Raw genomic sequence first — 15446 nt, 5'->3', positions numbered from 1 at the left:
GCTGGTGTGTCCCGCGTGGCGTGTGCGCTCGCCTGCCCGGAGCTGGGACCTCCTCAGGCGCGCGAGGGACTCGACGGGAGACACCAATGGTGGGGGTACCACTGGCTCGGCGTACCAAAAAGCGGACGCGGCCGACGCGGATCGCCTCAGTGCTGGAATACGCCGCCTTGGGGTGGCCCGTCGTGCCCGGCGCCTTCCCTCTGAGGAACGGTCCGCGCGCGTGCTCCTGTGACCGCCTCGGCTGTCCCGATCCAGGCGCCCATCCGCTCTCTCCAGCCTGGCACCTGCAGGCCACGACGGATCCCGCGCTGCTCACCCGCTGGTGGCAGGCCGAGCCCGAGGCCGGTGTGATCCTGCCCACCGGACGCGTGTTCGACGTCTTCGACGTACCGCTCGCCACCGGCCTGTCGGCCCTCACCCGAATCGACGCCGCCGGAGCACACCCGGGCCCGGTCGCCGCCAAAGGCGACCGGGTTTTGTTTTATGTGGCCACGCGCGGCAATCCGGAGGACGAGGACGAGTGGTGGTCGTGCCATCTGGACTGTGATCCGGCGACCATCGAGGAGACGCCCGGACTGCGGTGGCACTGCCGCGACAGCTACGTCCTCGCGCCGCCGTCGATGTTGCCCAGCGGACAGCCCGTCTCGTGGCTCCGGTCTCCGGACGGGCGTCCTCTGCCCGACCCGCTGCGCATTCTGGAGTGGCTCGCCGACTGAGTCAGAATCGGCGGACGTCGCGCTGCTCGACCTCGGTCATGACCTTGGCGACGGTGGCGAAGTCGTCGTCCACGTGCAGCACCGTGAGGCCATGGTGCACGGCGGTGGCGCACAACAGCAGGTCTCTGACACCGGCAGAGCGGTGTTGCCCCCTCTGCGTGAGTTTGTATTGGGCGTTCTCGACCCAGCGCCAGGCGGTCTTCGGGACGGGCGCGAGTTCGCAGAGGGTATTGAGTTCGTGTTCCAACTCGTCCCGGTGAGCGGGCCCGGTGGCTGAATAGAGGAACTCGGTTCGTGTGGGTTCGCAGATGCGTAGCGGTTGCGTAGTGATCCGGTCGGCCCACGTCTCCAACGCTTCCGCGTTCCGCAGGAGGTACCAGAGCGCGGAAGTGTCTATGAGGTAGGACATCAAGTGATGGCCTCCTTCCACGCCGCTCTCGCCGCGTCGCGCGCCGCCGATGCCTCGTCGAATTCCCCGTGTTGCGCGCGGGAGGCGAGCCTGCGACAGGCCCCTTTGGGAGGTCGACCTGTGCTCTGGCTAACCTGGGTCGGGTGAGCCGTACACAGAACTCCGAGGACCTGTTCGCCCGAGCCCGCCAGATCGTGCCGGGAGGCGTCAACTCGCCGGTGCGCGCGTTCGGGGCGGTCGGTGGCACGCCGCGCTTCATGGCCTCAGGGCAGGGGCCCTACATCACCGACGTGGACGGCAACCGGTACGTGGACCTCGTCTGCTCCTGGGGGCCGATGATCCTCGGGCACCGGCATCCGGCGGTCGTCGAGGCCGTGTCCGGGGCGGTGGCCAGCGGTTTCTCCTACGGCACCGCCACCCAGGGCGAGGTCGAGCTGGCCGAGGAGATCGTGGCCAGGGTGGCGCCGGTCGAGAAGGTGCGGCTGGTCAGCTCGGGCACCGAGGCGACCATGAGCGCGGTGCGGCTGGCGCGCGGCTTCACCGGGCGGTCGAAGGTGATCAAGTTCGCCGGCTGCTATCACGGGCACGTCGACGCGCTGCTGGCATCGGCCGGGTCCGGGGTGGTGACGTTCGGGCTGCCCGACACGCCGGGCGTGACCGGGGCGTCGGCGGCGGACACGATCGTGTTGCCGTACAACTCCGTCGAGGCCGTCGAGGAGGCCTTCGCCACGGCCGACGTCGCGTGTGTGATCACCGAGGCGTGCCCCGCGAACATGGGCGTCGTCCCGCCGCGCGACGGCTTCAACGCGCGGCTGCGCGAGCTGTGCACGGCCAACGGGGCGCTGCTGATCATCGACGAGGTGCTGACGGGGTTCCGGGTCTCGGCCGCCGGCTGGTACGGCCTGGAGCCGGTGGAGGCCGACCTGATGACCTTCGGGAAGGTCATGGGCGGCGGTCTGCCGGCGGCGGCGTTCGGCGGGCGGGCGGACGTCATGGCCAATCTCGCGCCCGAGGGGCCCGTCTACCAGGCGGGGACGCTGTCGGGCAATCCGCTGGCGTGCGCGGCCGGGCTGGCCACGCTGCGGGCCCTGGACGAAGCGGCCTATGAGCGAGTGGACGCCGCGGCCCTGGCAGTGGGTCAGGCCGCCGCCGAGGCGCTGGCGGCCGCGGGGGTGCCACACCGGCTGCAGCGGGCGGGGAGCCTGTTCTCGATCTTCTTCACGGACGCCGAGGTGACGAACTTCACCGAGGCCAAGACTCAGAACACCGCCGCGTTCACCGCGTTCTTCCACGCGATGCTGGAGCAGGGCGTCTATCTGCCGCCGTCGGCATACGAGGCGTGGTTCCTGTCGGCGGCGCACGACGACGAGGCGATCAACCGCGTCGCGGAAGCGCTTCCTGCAGCGGCGAAGGCCGCCGCCGCCGTGCTGTAGTCCCCGCGTACAGCACGCCGCAGACGATGAGGACCGCCGCCAGCAGCTTGAGCCAGGTGAGCGGCTCGCCGGTCATCAGGGCGGCTGAGGACATGCCGAAGACCGGCACGAGCAGCGTGTACGGCGCCACGATCGAGGCGTCGTAGCGGCTCAGCAGCCACCCCCAGAGGCCGAACCCGCCGAGCGTGGAGACGAACGCCACGTACAGGAGGGACATCCAGCCCTCCAGGGGGGCGACGAGCACCGGGACGCCCTCCAGCCACAGCGACAGCAACAGGAGCGGGGGCGCGGACAGGGCGCTCACCCAGACCATGAACCGGAGCGAATCTGGTGGGGCAGCGCGGCGCTGGACCACGTTACCGAGGCCCCAGGCGGCCGCCGCGGCCACGCAGAGAGCGAAGGCCCCGAGCGGGCCCGACACCCCGAAGTCGTACGCGACCAGGGCCAGCCCGCCGAAGGCGATGGCCAACCCGAGGACACGGCGTGCGGTGAGCCGCTCTCCGAGCAGCGTCACCGCGAACAGAACGGTGAATAGTGCCTGCATCTGCAGGACGAGTGAGGTGAGTCCGGCCGGCATGCCCGCTCGCATTCCGACGAGCAGCAGACCGAACTGACCCACCCCGATGGTCGCCGCCACCCCGGCGACCCAGCGCCAGGCAACTCCGGGTCGCCCCGAGCAGGGCGGGGAAGGCGGCCATGCCGAACCTGATGCCCGCGTACAGCAGGGGCGGAAAGTGCCGCAGCCCTACCTGCATGACCACGAAGTTGAAGCCCCATACGGCCGCGAGTCCGACGGCCAGGGCGAGGTGGCGGGGGCGCACTCAGCGAGTGGGCTTCTGGTAGCGGATCCGCTGCTCGCGAGCCTGCTCGGCCAGCGTCTTCAGGTACGAGGAGGAGGACGGCTGCTGCTTCTTCGTCTTGATGATTCTCATGCATCTATTTTCATCTGCTACACATTGGAGGACAAGCGAGACTTTCTACGCTAAACCCTTTAGGCTGGCTTACATGTTGGACTTGAACCGGCTCAAGGCTCTGCATGCTGTTCACGTCTACGGGTCGGTGGGTGCGGCGGCCGACGCGCTCATGGTCACGCCGTCGGCGGTGTCGCAGCAGATCGCCAAACTGGAGCGGGAGACCGGCGCGCGGCTCATGGAGCGCAACGGCCGCGGCGTGCGGCTGACCGACGCCGCGGGGCTGCTGGCCGAGCACGCCGAGCGCATTCTCGCCCTGGTCGAGACCGCCGAGGCGGACTTCGAGGCGCTGCGCGGCGAGGTCGTCGGCCGGCTGAACATCGCGGCCTTCCCGACCGCCGCCCGCGGGATCATGCCCAAGGCGCTGGGCTCGCTCCGCACCCGCCACCCCGATCTGTGGATCCAGCTCAACGAGCGCGAGCCCGAGCGCGTCGTGCGTGACGTGGCCAGGGGCGAGCTGGACCTGGGCGTGATCCAGGACTGGCTCAACCGGCCCATGGCCATGCCCGACGGGCTGTCCAAGGCCACGCTGCTCGACGACGTCGCCGACGTGGCGCTGCCGGCCGGACACCCGCTGGCCGAGGCCAAGGAGGTGGAATTGGCCCAGTTGCAGAGCGATATGTGGATCAGCGGCTCGCCCGGCACCATCTGCCACGACTGGCTGGTGTTCACGCTGCGCAACGCCTCGCTGGAGCCGGTGATCGCGTGCATGGCCGACGAGTACCCGACCCAGCTCGCGCTGGTGGCGGGCGGTCTGGGGTGCGCGATCGTGCCGCGGCTCGGCCGGGACTGCGTGCCGGCCGGCGTCCGGCTCGTGCCGCTCAGGCCGCGCCAGTCGCGCCGGATCTACGCGATCTGGCGGGCGGACGCGGCCCGCCGCCCCGCGATCAGGGCCCTGGTCGAGGCCCTCGCCGAGGCGAGCAGGGACCAGGAGAACGCCTGGGCGGTCAGCTGAGTGGTCAGCTGAGCGCGATGGCGACGACACCGCCGAGGATCACGCCTGCCGCGAGCAGCCGGCGCGGCAGATCGCCCTCGGCCAGCAGCCGCCCGCCCAGCACGACGGCGATCAGCACGCTGACCTCCCTGGCCGGCGCCACCACGCTCACCGGCGCCATGGTGAAGGCGATCAGCACCAGCAGGTACGACACGAAGATCAGCACGGCCGCGCCCACGATCCGCCACCGGTGCTCCCGCCACACCGGCAGGACGAGCCGCCGCCGCGTGGCGAGCACGACCGGCGTGAGCGCGAGCGCGCGCCCGACCTCGCCGAGGTAGTTGAGCATCAGCGGCGCCACCGCGAACGCACTCACCACCCGCGAGTCCCACACCGTGTAGCCCGCGATGAACACTCCCACGACCAGCCCCGGCACCAGCCCGCGCAGGTCGCCGCGCGCCGCACCCCCGCCGCCCAGACCCCCGCTCAGCATGAACACGCCGACCCCGACCAGCACGATCCCCGCCACGCCCGCCGCGGACGGCCGCTCGCCCAGGAACAGCACGGCGACCAGGCTCGCGAGCATGGGCCCCGTGCCGCGTGCGACCGGGTACACCACGGACAGGTCGCCCGTGCCGTACCCGCGCTGGAGCAGCAGGAAGTAGCAGAGGTGGAGCGCGGTGCTGCCGCCGATCACGGCGAGGTCGCCCCACGTCGGCCGGTCGCCCGTGACCAGCAGGAACCCGGCGAACAGCGGGCTCCACACGACGGCGGCGGCCACGGCGACGATCCAGACGAAGACCAGGCCGTCGGCCTGGGCGGCGCGCTTGCTCAGCAAATTCCACGTGGCGTGGGCGACGGCGGCGACGATGATGAGGACGAGCGCCCAGGGACTCACCCCGCGACATTATCTCCGGGTGAACTCCCGGCGAACGCGGCCCGCCCGAGCGGATAGGCTGTCGGAACCATGGCTGAAACCACCGTCGTCCACCTGCTGCGCCACGGTGAGGTGCACAACCCCGGCGGCATCCTGTACGGCAGGCTGCCCGGCTACCACCTGTCCGAGACAGGTCAGCTCATGGCCGAGACGGTCGCCCAGGCGGTCGGCGGCCGTGACATCGTCGCCCTCTACAGCTCGCCGCTCGAGCGCGCGCTGGAGACGGCGGCCCCGCTCTCCGAGAAGCTCGGCCTGGAGATCCAGCAGGACGTCCGCCTGATCGAGGCGGGCAACCTCCTGGAGGGCCGCAAGGTGGGGCAGGGGATGGGGGTGTTCCGCGACTGGCGCAACTACCGCTATTTCTGGAACCCTCTGCGCCCGTCCTGGGGCGAGCCCTATCCGGTCATCCTGCAGCGGATGAAGTCGATGATCGACGAGGCCAGGGCGGCGGCGCGCGGCCACGAGGCGGTGCTCGTCAGCCACCAGCTGCCGATCTGGGCGATCAGATCGGCCGCCGAAGGCCGCCGGCTCTGGCACGATCCGCGGCGCAGGCAGTGCGCGCTGGCCAGCCTCACCACGCTCACGTTCGACGGCAACCGGCTCATCAGCATCGGCTACAGCGAGCCGGCCGGGACGCTGGACACCGGGCCCTCCATCCCCGGCGCCTGAACCCGATGTCCGGGGCGCACGGCCCCAACGGTAGAGTTGCAAGCTCTACCGGTTGTAGTACAAGGAGATCTTCCTCCGTGCGCGCCAAGTCCATCTCCCTCGTTCTCCTGGCCGTGCTGGTCGGGGGCTGCGCCGGCAACCAGCAGAGCGGTCAGCCGCAGGCCGGTGACACCCGGTTCGTCGCGGGCGACGGGAAGATGCAGGTGTTCGCCGCGGGCGAGCGCAAGCCGGCGCCGGCGATCCAGGGGCCGACCCTCGACGGGGGCAACGCCTCGCTCACCGCGCACCAGGGCAAGGTCGTGGTGCTCAACTTCTGGGCGTCGTGGTGCGGCCCGTGCCGGGCGGAGGCACCGGTGCTCAAGGAGGTCGCGGCCAAGACCAAGGGCAGCGGCGTGGAGTTCCTCGGCGTCGACTTCAAGGACCGGCAGGCCGACGCGCTGGCGTTCGAGCGCACCGAGAAGACCGGCTATCCCTCGATCTTCGACCAGCCGGGCAAGGTGGCGCTGGCCTTCCAGGGCACGGTGCCGCCCGCGGCCATCCCCTCCACGCTGATCATCGACAAGCAGGGCAGGATCGCGGCCAGGGCGCTGGGCGCGGTGAAATTCACCGATCTGATGGACACGGTGACCAAGGTGCGCGATGAGTGACGTCGTGGCCTCCGGGTCGCTGCTGCTGGCAGTGCCGATCGCGGTGCTGGCCGGGGTCGTGTCGTTCCTGTCGCCGTGCGTGCTGCCGCTGGTGCCCGGCTATCTGTCGTACGTGACCGGCATGAGCGCCGACCCCAAGCGGGGGCGGCTGGTGCTCGGGACGGTGTTGTTCGTGGCCGGGTTCGGGCTGGTGTTCGTGCTCAGCGGGGCGTTGTTCGGCGGGCTCGGGTCGGTGATGCTGGGCAACGCCGAGATCATCACGCGAGTGCTCGGCGTCCTGACGATCCTGCTCGGGCTGGCGTTCCTGGGCATCGTTCCGGGGCTCATGCGCGACGTGCGCATCCACCGGCTGCCGGCCGCGGGGCTGGCCGGGGCACCGCTGCTCGGGGTGGTGTTCGGGCTGGGGTGGACGCCGTGCATCGGGCCGACGCTGGCCGTCGTGCTGGCGCTCGGGCTCAATGAGGGCAGCGCCGCCCGCGGGGCTCTCCTGGCCGTCGCGTACGCGCTGGGCCTCGGGCTGCCGTTCGTGGGCGCGGCGCTGGCGTACAGCAAGGCTCTGCGGACGTTCCGGGCCATCCGTAAGCACTCGCGCCTGATCACCCGGATCGGCGGCGGCATGATGGTGGCCGTCGGCGTGCTGCTGGTGACCGGGCTGTGGGGACAGATGATCGCGGCCATGCAGGGACTGATCGGCGCGTTCGAGCCGGTGATCTGATGAGCGTTCAGGAGCTGGAGAAGGAGCAGGCGCCCCAGCCGGCCGCGTTCGGCGTGACGGGCTGGCTGCGGTGGGGGTGGCGCACGCTCACCTCGATGAAGACGGCGCTGATCCTGCTGTTCCTGCTCGCGCTCGGCTCGGTGCCCGGCTCGCTGGTGCCGCAGCGCGGTGTCGAGCCCGACAAGGTGGCGCGGCTCTACGAGCAGAACCCGACGCTGGCCGAGTGGTACGACAGATTCCAGCTCTTCGAGGTGTTCACCTCGACCTGGTTCGCGGCGGTCTACCTGCTGCTGTTCACCTCGCTGATCGGCTGCATCATCCCGCGCACCCTCACCTACCTGCGCGAGCTGCGCCGCAAGCCGCCCGCAGCGCCGAAGAACCTGTCCCGGCTGCCGCACGTGGCCGCCTTCGAGGCGGACCTGGACGTCGCGGAGGCCGCGCGGCGGCTGCGTAGGCTGCGCTTCCGCGTCGTGACCGGGGACGGCTGGGTCTCCGCGGAGAAGGGCTACCTCCGCGAGACCGGAAACCTGTTCTTCCACATCGCCCTGCTCGGCATCCTGCTCGCGATCGGCGCAGGCTCGCTGTACGGCTACCGAGGCAACGTCCTGGTCGTCGAGGGCGACGGGTTCGCCAACACGGTCGCCGCCTACGACCGCTACATCCCGGGCAGCCAGGTGTCCGCGGAGTCGCTGGAGCCGTTCTCGCTCCAGCTCTCCGACTTCAAGGTCTCCTATCAGGTCACGGGCGACAAACGCGGCCAGGCGCTGGACTACTCGGCCTACCTCAAGGTCAACGACTCGCCCGGCGCGCCCGCCCGCGACTTCGAGCTCAAGGTCAACACGCCGCTCGAGGTCAACGGCACGCAGACCTACCTGCTCGGCAACGGCTACGCGCCCGTCTTCAAGGTCACCGACGGCAAGGGACAGGTGGCCTTCGAGGGCGCGGTGCCGTGCCTGATCGAGGACAAGGCCACGATGACCTCGGGCTGCGTGGTCAAGGCGCCGGACGCGCAGCCGGCGCAGCTGGGGTTCCTGCTGCGGTTCCTGCCGACCAGCGTGCCGCTGACCGACGGCACGTACGCCTCCGCCTTCCCCGGGGAGCTCAACCCCGAGGTGCAGGTGATCGGGGCCTTCTCCGGTGACCTGGGCCTGCGCTCGGGGCGGCCGCAGTCCGTCTACGAGCTCGCGCCGCCCGAGGCCATGAAGAAGCTCACGCCGCTCCTCATGGGCCCGAACGTGCCCAAACCGCTCGCGGTGGGGCAGTCGATCGACCTGCCCCAGGGGGCCGGCAAGCTGGAGTTCGCAGGGGTCAAGGAGTGGATGACGCTCCAGATCGCCCACGACCCCGGGCGCATGCCGGCCCTGATCTTCGCCGCTCTCGCCGTCGTGTCCATCGCCCTCTCGCTCATGATCCGGCGGCGCCGGGTCTTCGTGCGGGTCAAGAACGGCGGCACGGTCGAGGTGGGCGGCCTGACCCGCACCGAGGGCTCCGCGGCGGGCTTCACCGAGGAGTTCGCCGACATCGTCAAGGTTCTATCAGCAGGAGAAAAGAATGTCCGCTGAGCAACTCGCCGGGCTGAGCGATCTTTTCGTCGTCGCAGCGGTCCTGCTCTATGTCTTCGGCATGGTCGGTTTCGCGATGGAGCTGGCCTTCGGGCGCTTCCGCCCGGGCCGGACGGCGGCCGTGGGGGCTGCCGCCAAGCAACCGGTGGCGGTGGGTGTGGGCGGCGCGGCCGGGTCGGAGGCCGGCGAGACCGGGGTGAGTGAGGTGGAGGCCGGCGAGACCGGCGTTAGTGAGGCGGAGGCCGTCGCAGGCGCGGGTGCGTCGGCGGGCGTCGCCGAGGCGGGCGGGCAGTCGCCAGGGGCCGCCAGGGCCGGGACGGTGGCGCTGGCGCTCGCCTGGCTCGGCTGGGCCGCCAACCTGGCCGCCATCGTCACCCGCGGCCTGGCCGTCGAGCGGTGGCCGTGGGGCAACATGTACGAGTTCGTGGTGGCCATCTGCTTCGCCGCCGTGTCCGCGTTCCTCGGCACCCAGCTCCGCCACAACGTCCGCTTCCTCGGCGCGTTCGTCATGGTGACCGCCGCGCTCGGCCTGGGGCTGGCCGTCAAGGTCTTCTACACCGCCGCGGGCCCCGTGGTGCCCGCCCTGAACTCGTACTGGATCGCCATCCACGTCAGCGCGGCGATCATCTCCAGCGGCCTCCTCACGCTGGCGGGCGTCGCCGGCGTTCTCTACCTGATACGCGGCGACGGGCTCTCCCGGTTGCCCGCCCGCGAGGACCTCGAGCGAGTGGCGCACCGGGCGATCGTGTTCGCGTTCCCGCTGTGGACGTTCGCGGTGATCGCGGGTGCGTTGTGGGCGGACCGGGCCTGGGGCCGCTACTGGGGCTGGGACCCCAAGGAGGTCTGGTCGTTCATCACGTGGGTGGCCTACGCGGCGTACCTGCACGCCAGGGTGACGGCCGGCTGGCGGGGCAGGGCTGCCACGATCGTGCAACTGGTGGCGTTCGCCTGCCTGCTGTTCAACCTGATCGGCGTCAACGTCTTCATCTCAGGGCTGCACAGTTACGCCGACGTCGGCAACTAGCCCAGGTCGTCACCGCCCCGCATGCGCCGGTCCAGGTCGCGCAGGAACTCGGGGTCGTCGTCGGGCCCCTTCGGCACGCCCGGGCCGGGGGGCACCGGCCATGCCTGCCGCGGCGCCCGTGGGCGGCCGCGCACCATCCAGACCAGGCCGCCGAGCAGCGGGATCAGCACGACGATCAGCATCCACAGGGCCTTTGGTACGTTCCTGACCTCGTCTTCCGGTGTAGTGATCACGTCGAACAGGGAAAAGAGCCAGAAGGCCAGCAGCGCCAGGCCGATCAGAACACCTGCCATTCCCGAACTGTAAGCCATCCGCGACGTGATCGTGCTTGCTGTTGTCCCATTTCGGGTGACTAGGGGAAGATCCGCGTCGTACGGTGGTACCCGATGCGGCGGAGCCGATGGGGCGCCACGGGGCGTTGAGAGGTGCGATGGCCTTTTCCAACGACAAGGGCCGGCATCGGCGCGGCCACTGGTGGCGGCGCGGGTCGTACCTTTTCTGGCGTCGCGCGGAGGCGCCGCCGGGGGCGGAGCGGTCCCTCTGGTCCAACGCCCGTGAGAGGCGCCAGGAGGTCCCGAACGGCCACGGCGAGGGTAAAGGGCTCAACGGCGCCAAACGACGGCGCTGGCCGGGCGCTGAGCGGCGGGAGCGGCACGAACGGCGGGAGCGGCCGGAGCGGCTGGACTGGCCGGGCATGGACGACCCGCGGCCGGCGCGTCCGAAGGAGAGCTGGGACGGTTTCAACCTGCGTGAGCGCCACGAGCGGCTGTCGGCCGCCGTCGTGGAGAGCCCGCGCTACAGCTGGTACGACTTCGAGCTCGACGACCGGCCCCCCAGAGCCCAGCCGAACCGGCCCGACGCGCCGTCCCTGGGCGACGGCCTGCGCCACTGCGGCAGGCTGGAGTCGATCCTGCACCGCCAGTGGGACGTCAGGCTGGGCCCTCCGCCGCCCGACGTCGTACGCGCCGTCGAGAGCCTGGCCAGGCTCCCCGAGGGGCTCAAGGAGAAGCTGGCGGCCGGCCTGGAGGGCATCTACGTCGGCCCCGGCGGCGTCCCCGACCTCGACGACATGGGCTACTTACGCGGCGCGCCCCTACCCTCCGGCCGCGCGACCTGGGACATCTGCGCCGGCGCGTACGGAGACCGCAAGATCGTCGTGGGCGACCGTCCCTCGCCCACCCCGGACGTGATGATGCACGAGGTCGGACACGCCATCGACGACATCGACTCGGCGTACGGCGAGTGGGTATCCGATTCGCCAGAGTTCGTGCACCTCTACGAGAAGGCGAGGCCCATCCTGGCCTCGGGCTTCCACCGTCAGGGCGGCGGGCTCGGCCGGAAGGAGTTCTTCGCCGACGCCTTCGCCGCCATCGCCGCCCGCCAGCGTCCCGCCCTCGTGGACATGCTCGGGGGTGACACACGAATGGCGCTCAACGTCATGCTGTTCTTCAACCGGCGCTTCGGAATCTAGGTGATTCGGTCATGTACGTCATCCGGCTCGCGGACGGGACCTTGCGCGTACCGCAGAGCCTGACCAGCGAAGACGGGCGTCTGATCGGCAACGCGTACGTGGAGTTGCAGCCCGGCGACTCCGGCTACGAGCAATGGCTGGCCGAGTCGCTGACGGAGGAGGAGGCGGAGCTGCGCCGCCGGCGCTGGGAAGAGGAGAACGACGACCTGGAACGCGAGTTCCTGGCTTTCAAGGCGGAGCAGGAGGAAGACGCCTGATCAAGCTATCGGACAGGCGCCAGCCACGGTCGGCGGTTGGCGCCGCCCCGTGCTTGCCGTTCGGAATGTGGCCGGGAAGCACGCGAACAGTGGGTTCCGCCGGCGGTGACCCTGCCGGATCGCAGGATCACCGTCTGCGCGGAACGTCAGACGCGCGGGGACTCACCTGTTGGCCTGTCGGCCGTAAGAACGTCCTCGCCTCGGAGAAGGGCGTGCACTTCCGACTCGCGGAAGCGCCGGTGCCCTCCGGGGGTGCGGATACTGCTGATGCGGCCTGCCGCAGCCCAGCGCGTAACCGTCTTTGGGTCTACCCGGAAGAGGGCGGCAACCTCTCCTGGGGTCAGCAGACGCTCGCTGCTACTCTCCACCAATCTCTCCCCCTCGCATCCCGCTTCCTGCCAGCGGGCGGACAGGTAACCAGTGTGTCGAGCGAAGCCTGATTTATCCGTGGTTTTCTGCAAAGATCACGGGTTGTTATCAGCTGACTGCCCGATTGTTATATGATAGAGCCTCTTTGGGGCTCTCGTGGGTGTTTCTTTACGAAACTCCCTAACTGGGAACAGTAGCAGCGCTCGCGTCCGATGCGAAGAGCGACCGCTACATGGGCCCGAGTAACCTCGTACCTGTGCGTCCCGTTCTCGTTTACACCGCGTCGCGGATTGGTCTGTTTATCGTGACCCTCGGTGTGCTCTTCCTGCTCGGCCTGCATAACCCGCTGATCCTGATCCTGGCTTCTTTCGTGATCAGCGGACTGGCGAGCTACGTCCTGCTGTCCAAGCAGCGGGACGCCATGAGCGCACGCATCAGTGACAAGCTCGACCAGCCGAAGCCGCAGGACGACTAGGGCAGAGGGAACATGCCAATCCGGGCATGGTACTCCCGTCCGAGTCTCGTCGTGTCACTACCGACAAGTAGTCCGCTCCCGTGCGCAGAAAACGCTTTGACGCCGATGCCGCGCTCCCGTGTGGGATTCCAAGTCAGGGCCTTCCCGGTATGCGGATGAATGGCTCCGATGCCCGGCCGCGACACCGCTCCTGGGCCGGCTGAGTCGCGGCCCTTCGGATTGTTCAGCCAGCGCTGGTGCCCGCCGACATAGACCGCCGCCCCCGTCACCGCCACCGCGTACAGCGAGTCGCCTCCCGTCGCGTTGACCCAGGTGGGCCGGATGCCGGAGCCCTTGGCGTACGTCTCGAACCTGGCGGCCGTGTCGCACATCCCGCCCCTCGCGCCTCCGGTGGTGACGACGACGAAATGGCCGCCGTCGGGGGAGAAGTCGAGGCCGCGTACGTACGAGGGGAACGCGGAGGCGCACTTGCGGGCGTACGCCGCCGTCCGCCACGGGGCGACCCTGGCCACGGCCCCGCCGACGTCGATCAGCCCGAGCTGGGGCCTGGAATGGCCGTCGAGCGTCGTGAACGAGCCGTCCACGGCGAGCCGCCCGCGCGAGACGGCCAGCGCGTAGACCTTCACGCTCGACGTCAGCGGCCCGCCCGGCGTGATGTCGAAGCGCGGGTCGGCCGCGCCGGTGGTCGCGTCGAGCCTGGCCAGCGCCTCACGGGGGCCGATGAAGTCGCCCCCGACGTAGAGATGGCCGCCCTGCCTGGCCAGCGCGGTGACCGAGCCGCCGATGACGCGCGGCGCGAAGCCGCGCACCAGCGCGCCGTCGGAGAGGCGCAGCCTGGCCAGCGCCCGGGAGCGTGCGCCGTTGACGCCGTGGAACTCGCCGCCGGCGTAGACGGTGCCGCGCTCGCCCGCGGCCAGCGCGTGCACGGGGCCGGTCACGACAGGGGTGAAGCCGGGCAGGATCCGGCCCGTTCGCAGGTCGAAGGCGAACAGGTTGTCGCGGGGCAGGACGGTGGTGCGAGCGGCGTCGGTCACCTCGCTGAACGCGCCGCCGACCACGACGGTGCGGCCGACGACGGCGATGGCGTTGACGATGCCGTCGAGCACGTGGGGGGTGCTGTCGATCGGGTCGGCCGAGACGACGCGGGTGTGGGCGACGGGGGCCGCGGCGACGGGGCTCCCCTCCGCGATGAGGGCCGATGCGATGATCGCCGCAAGGGCGACACGGGCAAGCATTCCCCAACATCTAGCAGACGTTGAGTAATGTCATGGCTACTTTCCGTAGATTGCCCTGATAGCCAATAGGCTAACTGGCATGACGCGCGCTCAGTTGGACAAGCAGCCGGACGAGGTCGCCGCGATGTTCGATCGCACCGCCCGGCGCTACGACCTGGTCAACGACGTGATCTCCCTCGGGCAGGTCAGGCTGTGGCGCAAGGCGGTGGCCGCCGCCGTGGACGCCGGACCCGGCGAGGTCGTCCTCGATCTGGGGGCGGGCACCGGCACGTCCACTGACGCCTTCACCACGTTGGGCGCCCGCGCGATCGCCTGCGACTTCTCCCTCGGCATGCTCAGCACCGGCGTGCGCCGCCACGGTGGCAACGCGCTGAGCGGGGACGGGGTGCCGTTCGTCGCGGGTGACGCGATGCGGCTGCCGTTCGCCGACGACTCCTTCGACGCGGTGACGATCTCGGTGGCGTTGCGCAACGTCCATGACACTTCCCTGGCGCTGCGGGAGATGCTGCGGGTGACCAGGCCGGGCGGGCGGCTGGTGATCCTGGAGTTCTCGCACGTGATGTTCGGCGCGTTCGATCTGGTCTACCGCGAATACCTGATGAAGCTGCTGCCCAAGGTGGCCAGGGTCTTCGGGTCCAACGACGACTCCTACGAATATCTGGCCGAGTCGATCAGGGACTGGCCCGACCAGCCGACGCTGGCCCGGACCATCCAGGACGCCGGCTGGGAACGGGTGGCCTGGCGCAATCTCACGATGGGGATCGTCGCCATGCACAGAGGGTTCAAACCCGCCTGAGCTCGATGGTGAGCAGGTGGGCCCAGCGCTCCGACTGGTGGATCGTCACCTCCTTGGCGAAGCACGCGACCTTGATCTCGGGAATGTAGGCTTCGAACAGGTCGGGGCTCATGCCCGACCTGCACCACAGGAGCATCGCCACACCATCGGGAATGGACTGGGTGTGGACGACGAGCGGCATGCGTCCCTCAGGAGTGCGCATCGAGGTACGCAGGCACAAGCTCTGGAAGCGGTGCCGGACGAACAGCCGCGTCGCGGCCCGCCGTAGCACGGGGAGGCCGAGGCACATCGCCGCAGCCGCCGCGATCAGCGGCGCCGTCCACGGCCCCGTCCACTGCGTGAGCGGAACACCGACCATCGGCGTCGCGCCGGCCAGGGCGATCTCCGCCCGCCACCGCCAGAACAGTCCGGCGAGGGCGACGAGGTCGTGTGCCCGGGGAATCTTCGGCTGCCTCCGGTAGTACGCTTCCGCGCCGGATCTCTTGGGTGGCGCCTCGCCGACCACCTCCTCCTTCTTCCTCTGGGGTTCGTTCTCCAGAAGCTCCTTCTTGTGCTGGTCGAAACGCGGGTCACGGTACCTGCGACCGCCCCGCCTCGATCGGTCGATGTCCCAGCCCTGCTCGCGCGCGAACTGGTTGGGCCGTTGCCAGATCCACCGCTCCACGGCGGTCGCCAGACGGGCCCCTACGCCCTTGCGCTGTCCGCTTCCGGGTGTAGCGTCGGTCATGTCCGCCGTCCTGGAACGGGATGTCGCGCGGTCTCCGGGCGGATGGGTCACGACCATCCGCCCGCTCGCGTCGGCAAATCCTTGATTCATCTCCCCTCT

19 protein-coding genes are annotated in these 15446 nt (G+C 70.0%); 12 read left to right on the top strand and 7 right to left on the bottom strand.

The genetic code is table 11. The features are described 5' to 3' along the window. Positions 1 to 86: 86 nt before the first annotated feature. On the top strand, positions 87 to 716 hold the full coding sequence (locus tag ACIBX3_RS22100; protein WP_397119738.1) for a bifunctional DNA primase/polymerase: 630 nt from the start codon (positions 87 to 89) through the stop codon (positions 714 to 716). 1 nt (position 717) lies between these two features. Here ACIBX3_RS22100 and ACIBX3_RS22095 read toward each other — a convergent pair whose 3' ends face one another. Then, positions 718 to 1125: a PIN domain nuclease gene (locus tag ACIBX3_RS22095; protein ID WP_397120242.1), complete on the bottom strand. Its 408-nt coding sequence runs from the start codon at positions 1123 to 1125 to the stop codon at positions 718 to 720. Positions 1126 to 1268: 143 nt separating this feature from the next. Here ACIBX3_RS22095 and hemL point away from each other — a divergent pair, with 143 nt between their 5' ends. Further along, complete coding sequence (gene hemL / locus ACIBX3_RS22090; RefSeq protein WP_397119736.1) at positions 1269 to 2558, top strand: glutamate-1-semialdehyde 2,1-aminomutase; 1290 nt, start codon at positions 1269 to 1271, stop codon at positions 2556 to 2558. Here the strand turns inward: hemL and ACIBX3_RS22085 are convergent. Then, positions 2500 to 3195: an EamA family transporter gene (locus ACIBX3_RS22085; RefSeq protein WP_397119734.1), complete on the bottom strand. Its 696-nt coding sequence runs from the start codon at positions 3193 to 3195 to the stop codon at positions 2500 to 2502. The genes hemL and ACIBX3_RS22085 overlap by 59 nt on opposite strands. A 368-nt stretch (positions 3196 to 3563) precedes the next feature. Between ACIBX3_RS22085 and ACIBX3_RS22080 the strand changes: the two genes are divergently transcribed. Then, positions 3564 to 4484, top strand: a complete 921-nt coding sequence (locus ACIBX3_RS22080) for a LysR family transcriptional regulator (RefSeq protein ID WP_397119732.1) — start codon at positions 3564 to 3566, stop codon at positions 4482 to 4484. A 4-nt stretch (positions 4485 to 4488) separates the two neighbouring features. Here the strand turns inward: ACIBX3_RS22080 and ACIBX3_RS22075 are convergent, their stop codons facing one another. Then, complete coding sequence (locus ACIBX3_RS22075; RefSeq protein WP_397119730.1) at positions 4489 to 5361, bottom strand: EamA family transporter; 873 nt, start codon at positions 5359 to 5361, stop codon at positions 4489 to 4491. Between the two features lie 69 nt (positions 5362 to 5430). Between ACIBX3_RS22075 and ACIBX3_RS22070 the strand changes: the two genes are divergently transcribed. The 5 genes from ACIBX3_RS22070 to ccsB all read left to right on the top strand — a co-directional run bounded on the left by ACIBX3_RS22070 (position 5431) and on the right by ccsB (position 10017). Further along, complete coding sequence (locus tag ACIBX3_RS22070; RefSeq protein WP_397119728.1) at positions 5431 to 6069, top strand: histidine phosphatase family protein; 639 nt, start codon at positions 5431 to 5433, stop codon at positions 6067 to 6069. A gap of 77 nt (positions 6070 to 6146) precedes the next feature. Further along, complete coding sequence (locus ACIBX3_RS22065) at positions 6147 to 6716, top strand: TlpA family protein disulfide reductase (RefSeq protein ID WP_397119726.1); 570 nt, start codon at positions 6147 to 6149, stop codon at positions 6714 to 6716. Beyond that, on the top strand, positions 6709 to 7431 hold the full coding sequence (locus tag ACIBX3_RS22060) for a cytochrome c biogenesis CcdA family protein (RefSeq protein WP_397119724.1): 723 nt from the start codon (positions 6709 to 6711) through the stop codon (positions 7429 to 7431). The genes ACIBX3_RS22065 and ACIBX3_RS22060 overlap by 8 nt, the downstream gene beginning before the upstream one ends. Continuing rightward, entirely contained in the window at positions 7431 to 8993 is a 1563-nt protein-coding gene (locus ACIBX3_RS22055) for a cytochrome c biogenesis protein ResB (RefSeq protein WP_397119722.1), read from the top strand. The genes ACIBX3_RS22060 and ACIBX3_RS22055 overlap by 1 nt, the downstream gene beginning before the upstream one ends. Then, on the top strand, positions 8983 to 10017 hold the full coding sequence (ccsB, locus tag ACIBX3_RS22050; RefSeq protein WP_397119720.1) for a c-type cytochrome biogenesis protein CcsB: 1035 nt from the start codon (positions 8983 to 8985) through the stop codon (positions 10015 to 10017). The genes ACIBX3_RS22055 and ccsB overlap by 11 nt, the downstream gene beginning before the upstream one ends. Here the strand turns inward: ccsB and ACIBX3_RS22045 are convergent. Then, positions 10014 to 10310: a PLD nuclease N-terminal domain-containing protein gene (locus ACIBX3_RS22045; RefSeq protein ID WP_397119718.1), complete on the bottom strand. Its 297-nt coding sequence runs from the start codon at positions 10308 to 10310 to the stop codon at positions 10014 to 10016. The two genes, ccsB and ACIBX3_RS22045, sit on opposite strands and share 4 nt — an antisense overlap. A 137-nt stretch (positions 10311 to 10447) precedes the next feature. Here ACIBX3_RS22045 and ACIBX3_RS22040 point away from each other — a divergent pair, with 137 nt between their 5' ends. Then, positions 10448 to 11488: a hypothetical protein gene (locus tag ACIBX3_RS22040; protein WP_397119717.1), complete on the top strand. Its 1041-nt coding sequence runs from the start codon at positions 10448 to 10450 to the stop codon at positions 11486 to 11488. 11 nt (positions 11489 to 11499) lie between these two features. Beyond that, positions 11500 to 11745, top strand: a complete 246-nt coding sequence (locus tag ACIBX3_RS22035; RefSeq protein WP_397119715.1) for a hypothetical protein — start codon at positions 11500 to 11502, stop codon at positions 11743 to 11745. 146 nt (positions 11746 to 11891) lie between these two features. Here ACIBX3_RS22035 and ACIBX3_RS22030 read toward each other — a convergent pair whose 3' ends face one another. Then, entirely contained in the window at positions 11892 to 12113 is a 222-nt protein-coding gene (locus ACIBX3_RS22030) for a BldC family transcriptional regulator (protein ID WP_181616591.1), read from the bottom strand. A 257-nt stretch (positions 12114 to 12370) separates the two neighbouring features. Between ACIBX3_RS22030 and ACIBX3_RS22025 the strand changes: the two genes are divergently transcribed. Further along, entirely contained in the window at positions 12371 to 12589 is a 219-nt protein-coding gene (locus ACIBX3_RS22025) for a DUF4229 domain-containing protein (protein WP_397119713.1), read from the top strand. On the opposite strand, the gene ACIBX3_RS22020 is transcribed toward ACIBX3_RS22025, so the two are convergent. After that, a complete protein-coding gene (locus ACIBX3_RS22020; protein WP_397119711.1) occupies positions 12586 to 13824 on the bottom strand; it encodes a hypothetical protein in 1239 nt (412 codons plus the stop codon). The two genes, ACIBX3_RS22025 and ACIBX3_RS22020, sit on opposite strands and share 4 nt — an antisense overlap. A 79-nt stretch (positions 13825 to 13903) precedes the next feature. Between ACIBX3_RS22020 and ACIBX3_RS22015 the strand changes: the two genes are divergently transcribed. Then, positions 13904 to 14620, top strand: a complete 717-nt coding sequence (locus ACIBX3_RS22015) for a demethylmenaquinone methyltransferase (RefSeq protein ID WP_397119709.1) — start codon at positions 13904 to 13906, stop codon at positions 14618 to 14620. On the opposite strand, the gene ACIBX3_RS22010 is transcribed toward ACIBX3_RS22015, so the two are convergent. Beyond that, on the bottom strand, positions 14607 to 15347 hold the full coding sequence (locus tag ACIBX3_RS22010; protein ID WP_397119707.1) for a hypothetical protein: 741 nt from the start codon (positions 15345 to 15347) through the stop codon (positions 14607 to 14609). The genes ACIBX3_RS22015 and ACIBX3_RS22010 overlap by 14 nt on opposite strands. Positions 15348 to 15446: the final 99 nt, after the last annotated feature.

Source organism: Nonomuraea sp. NPDC049480, from assembly GCF_044465905.1.
Taxonomy (GTDB): domain Bacteria; phylum Actinomycetota; class Actinomycetes; order Streptosporangiales; family Streptosporangiaceae; genus Nonomuraea.
This window is presented reverse-complemented; position numbering and strand designations above follow the sequence as displayed.

Coding starts and splice junctions, on each gene's coding strand:
- ACIBX3_RS22015 (WP_397119709.1), top strand. CDS start 13,904: ATGACGCGCGCTCAGTTGGACAAGCAGCCGGACGAGGTCGCCGCGATG.
- ACIBX3_RS22035 (WP_397119715.1), top strand. CDS start 11,500: ATGTACGTCATCCGGCTCGCGGACGGGACCTTGCGCGTACCGCAGAGC.
- ACIBX3_RS22010 (WP_397119707.1), bottom strand. CDS start 15,347: ATGACCGACGCTACACCCGGAAGCGGACAGCGCAAGGGCGTAGGGGCC.
- ACIBX3_RS22045 (WP_397119718.1), bottom strand. CDS start 10,310: ATGGCAGGTGTTCTGATCGGCCTGGCGCTGCTGGCCTTCTGGCTCTTT.
- ACIBX3_RS22040 (WP_397119717.1), top strand. CDS start 10,448: ATGGCCTTTTCCAACGACAAGGGCCGGCATCGGCGCGGCCACTGGTGG.
- ACIBX3_RS22020 (WP_397119711.1), bottom strand. CDS start 13,824: ATGCTTGCCCGTGTCGCCCTTGCGGCGATCATCGCATCGGCCCTCATC.
- ACIBX3_RS22095 (WP_397120242.1), bottom strand. CDS start 1,125: ATGTCCTACCTCATAGACACTTCCGCGCTCTGGTACCTCCTGCGGAAC.
- ACIBX3_RS22060 (WP_397119724.1), top strand. CDS start 6,709: ATGAGTGACGTCGTGGCCTCCGGGTCGCTGCTGCTGGCAGTGCCGATC.
- ACIBX3_RS22055 (WP_397119722.1), top strand. CDS start 7,431: ATGAGCGTTCAGGAGCTGGAGAAGGAGCAGGCGCCCCAGCCGGCCGCG.
- ACIBX3_RS22070 (WP_397119728.1), top strand. CDS start 5,431: ATGGCTGAAACCACCGTCGTCCACCTGCTGCGCCACGGTGAGGTGCAC.
- ACIBX3_RS22080 (WP_397119732.1), top strand. CDS start 3,564: ATGTTGGACTTGAACCGGCTCAAGGCTCTGCATGCTGTTCACGTCTAC.
- ccsB (WP_397119720.1), top strand. CDS start 8,983: ATGTCCGCTGAGCAACTCGCCGGGCTGAGCGATCTTTTCGTCGTCGCA.
- ACIBX3_RS22100 (WP_397119738.1), top strand. CDS start 87: ATGGTGGGGGTACCACTGGCTCGGCGTACCAAAAAGCGGACGCGGCCG.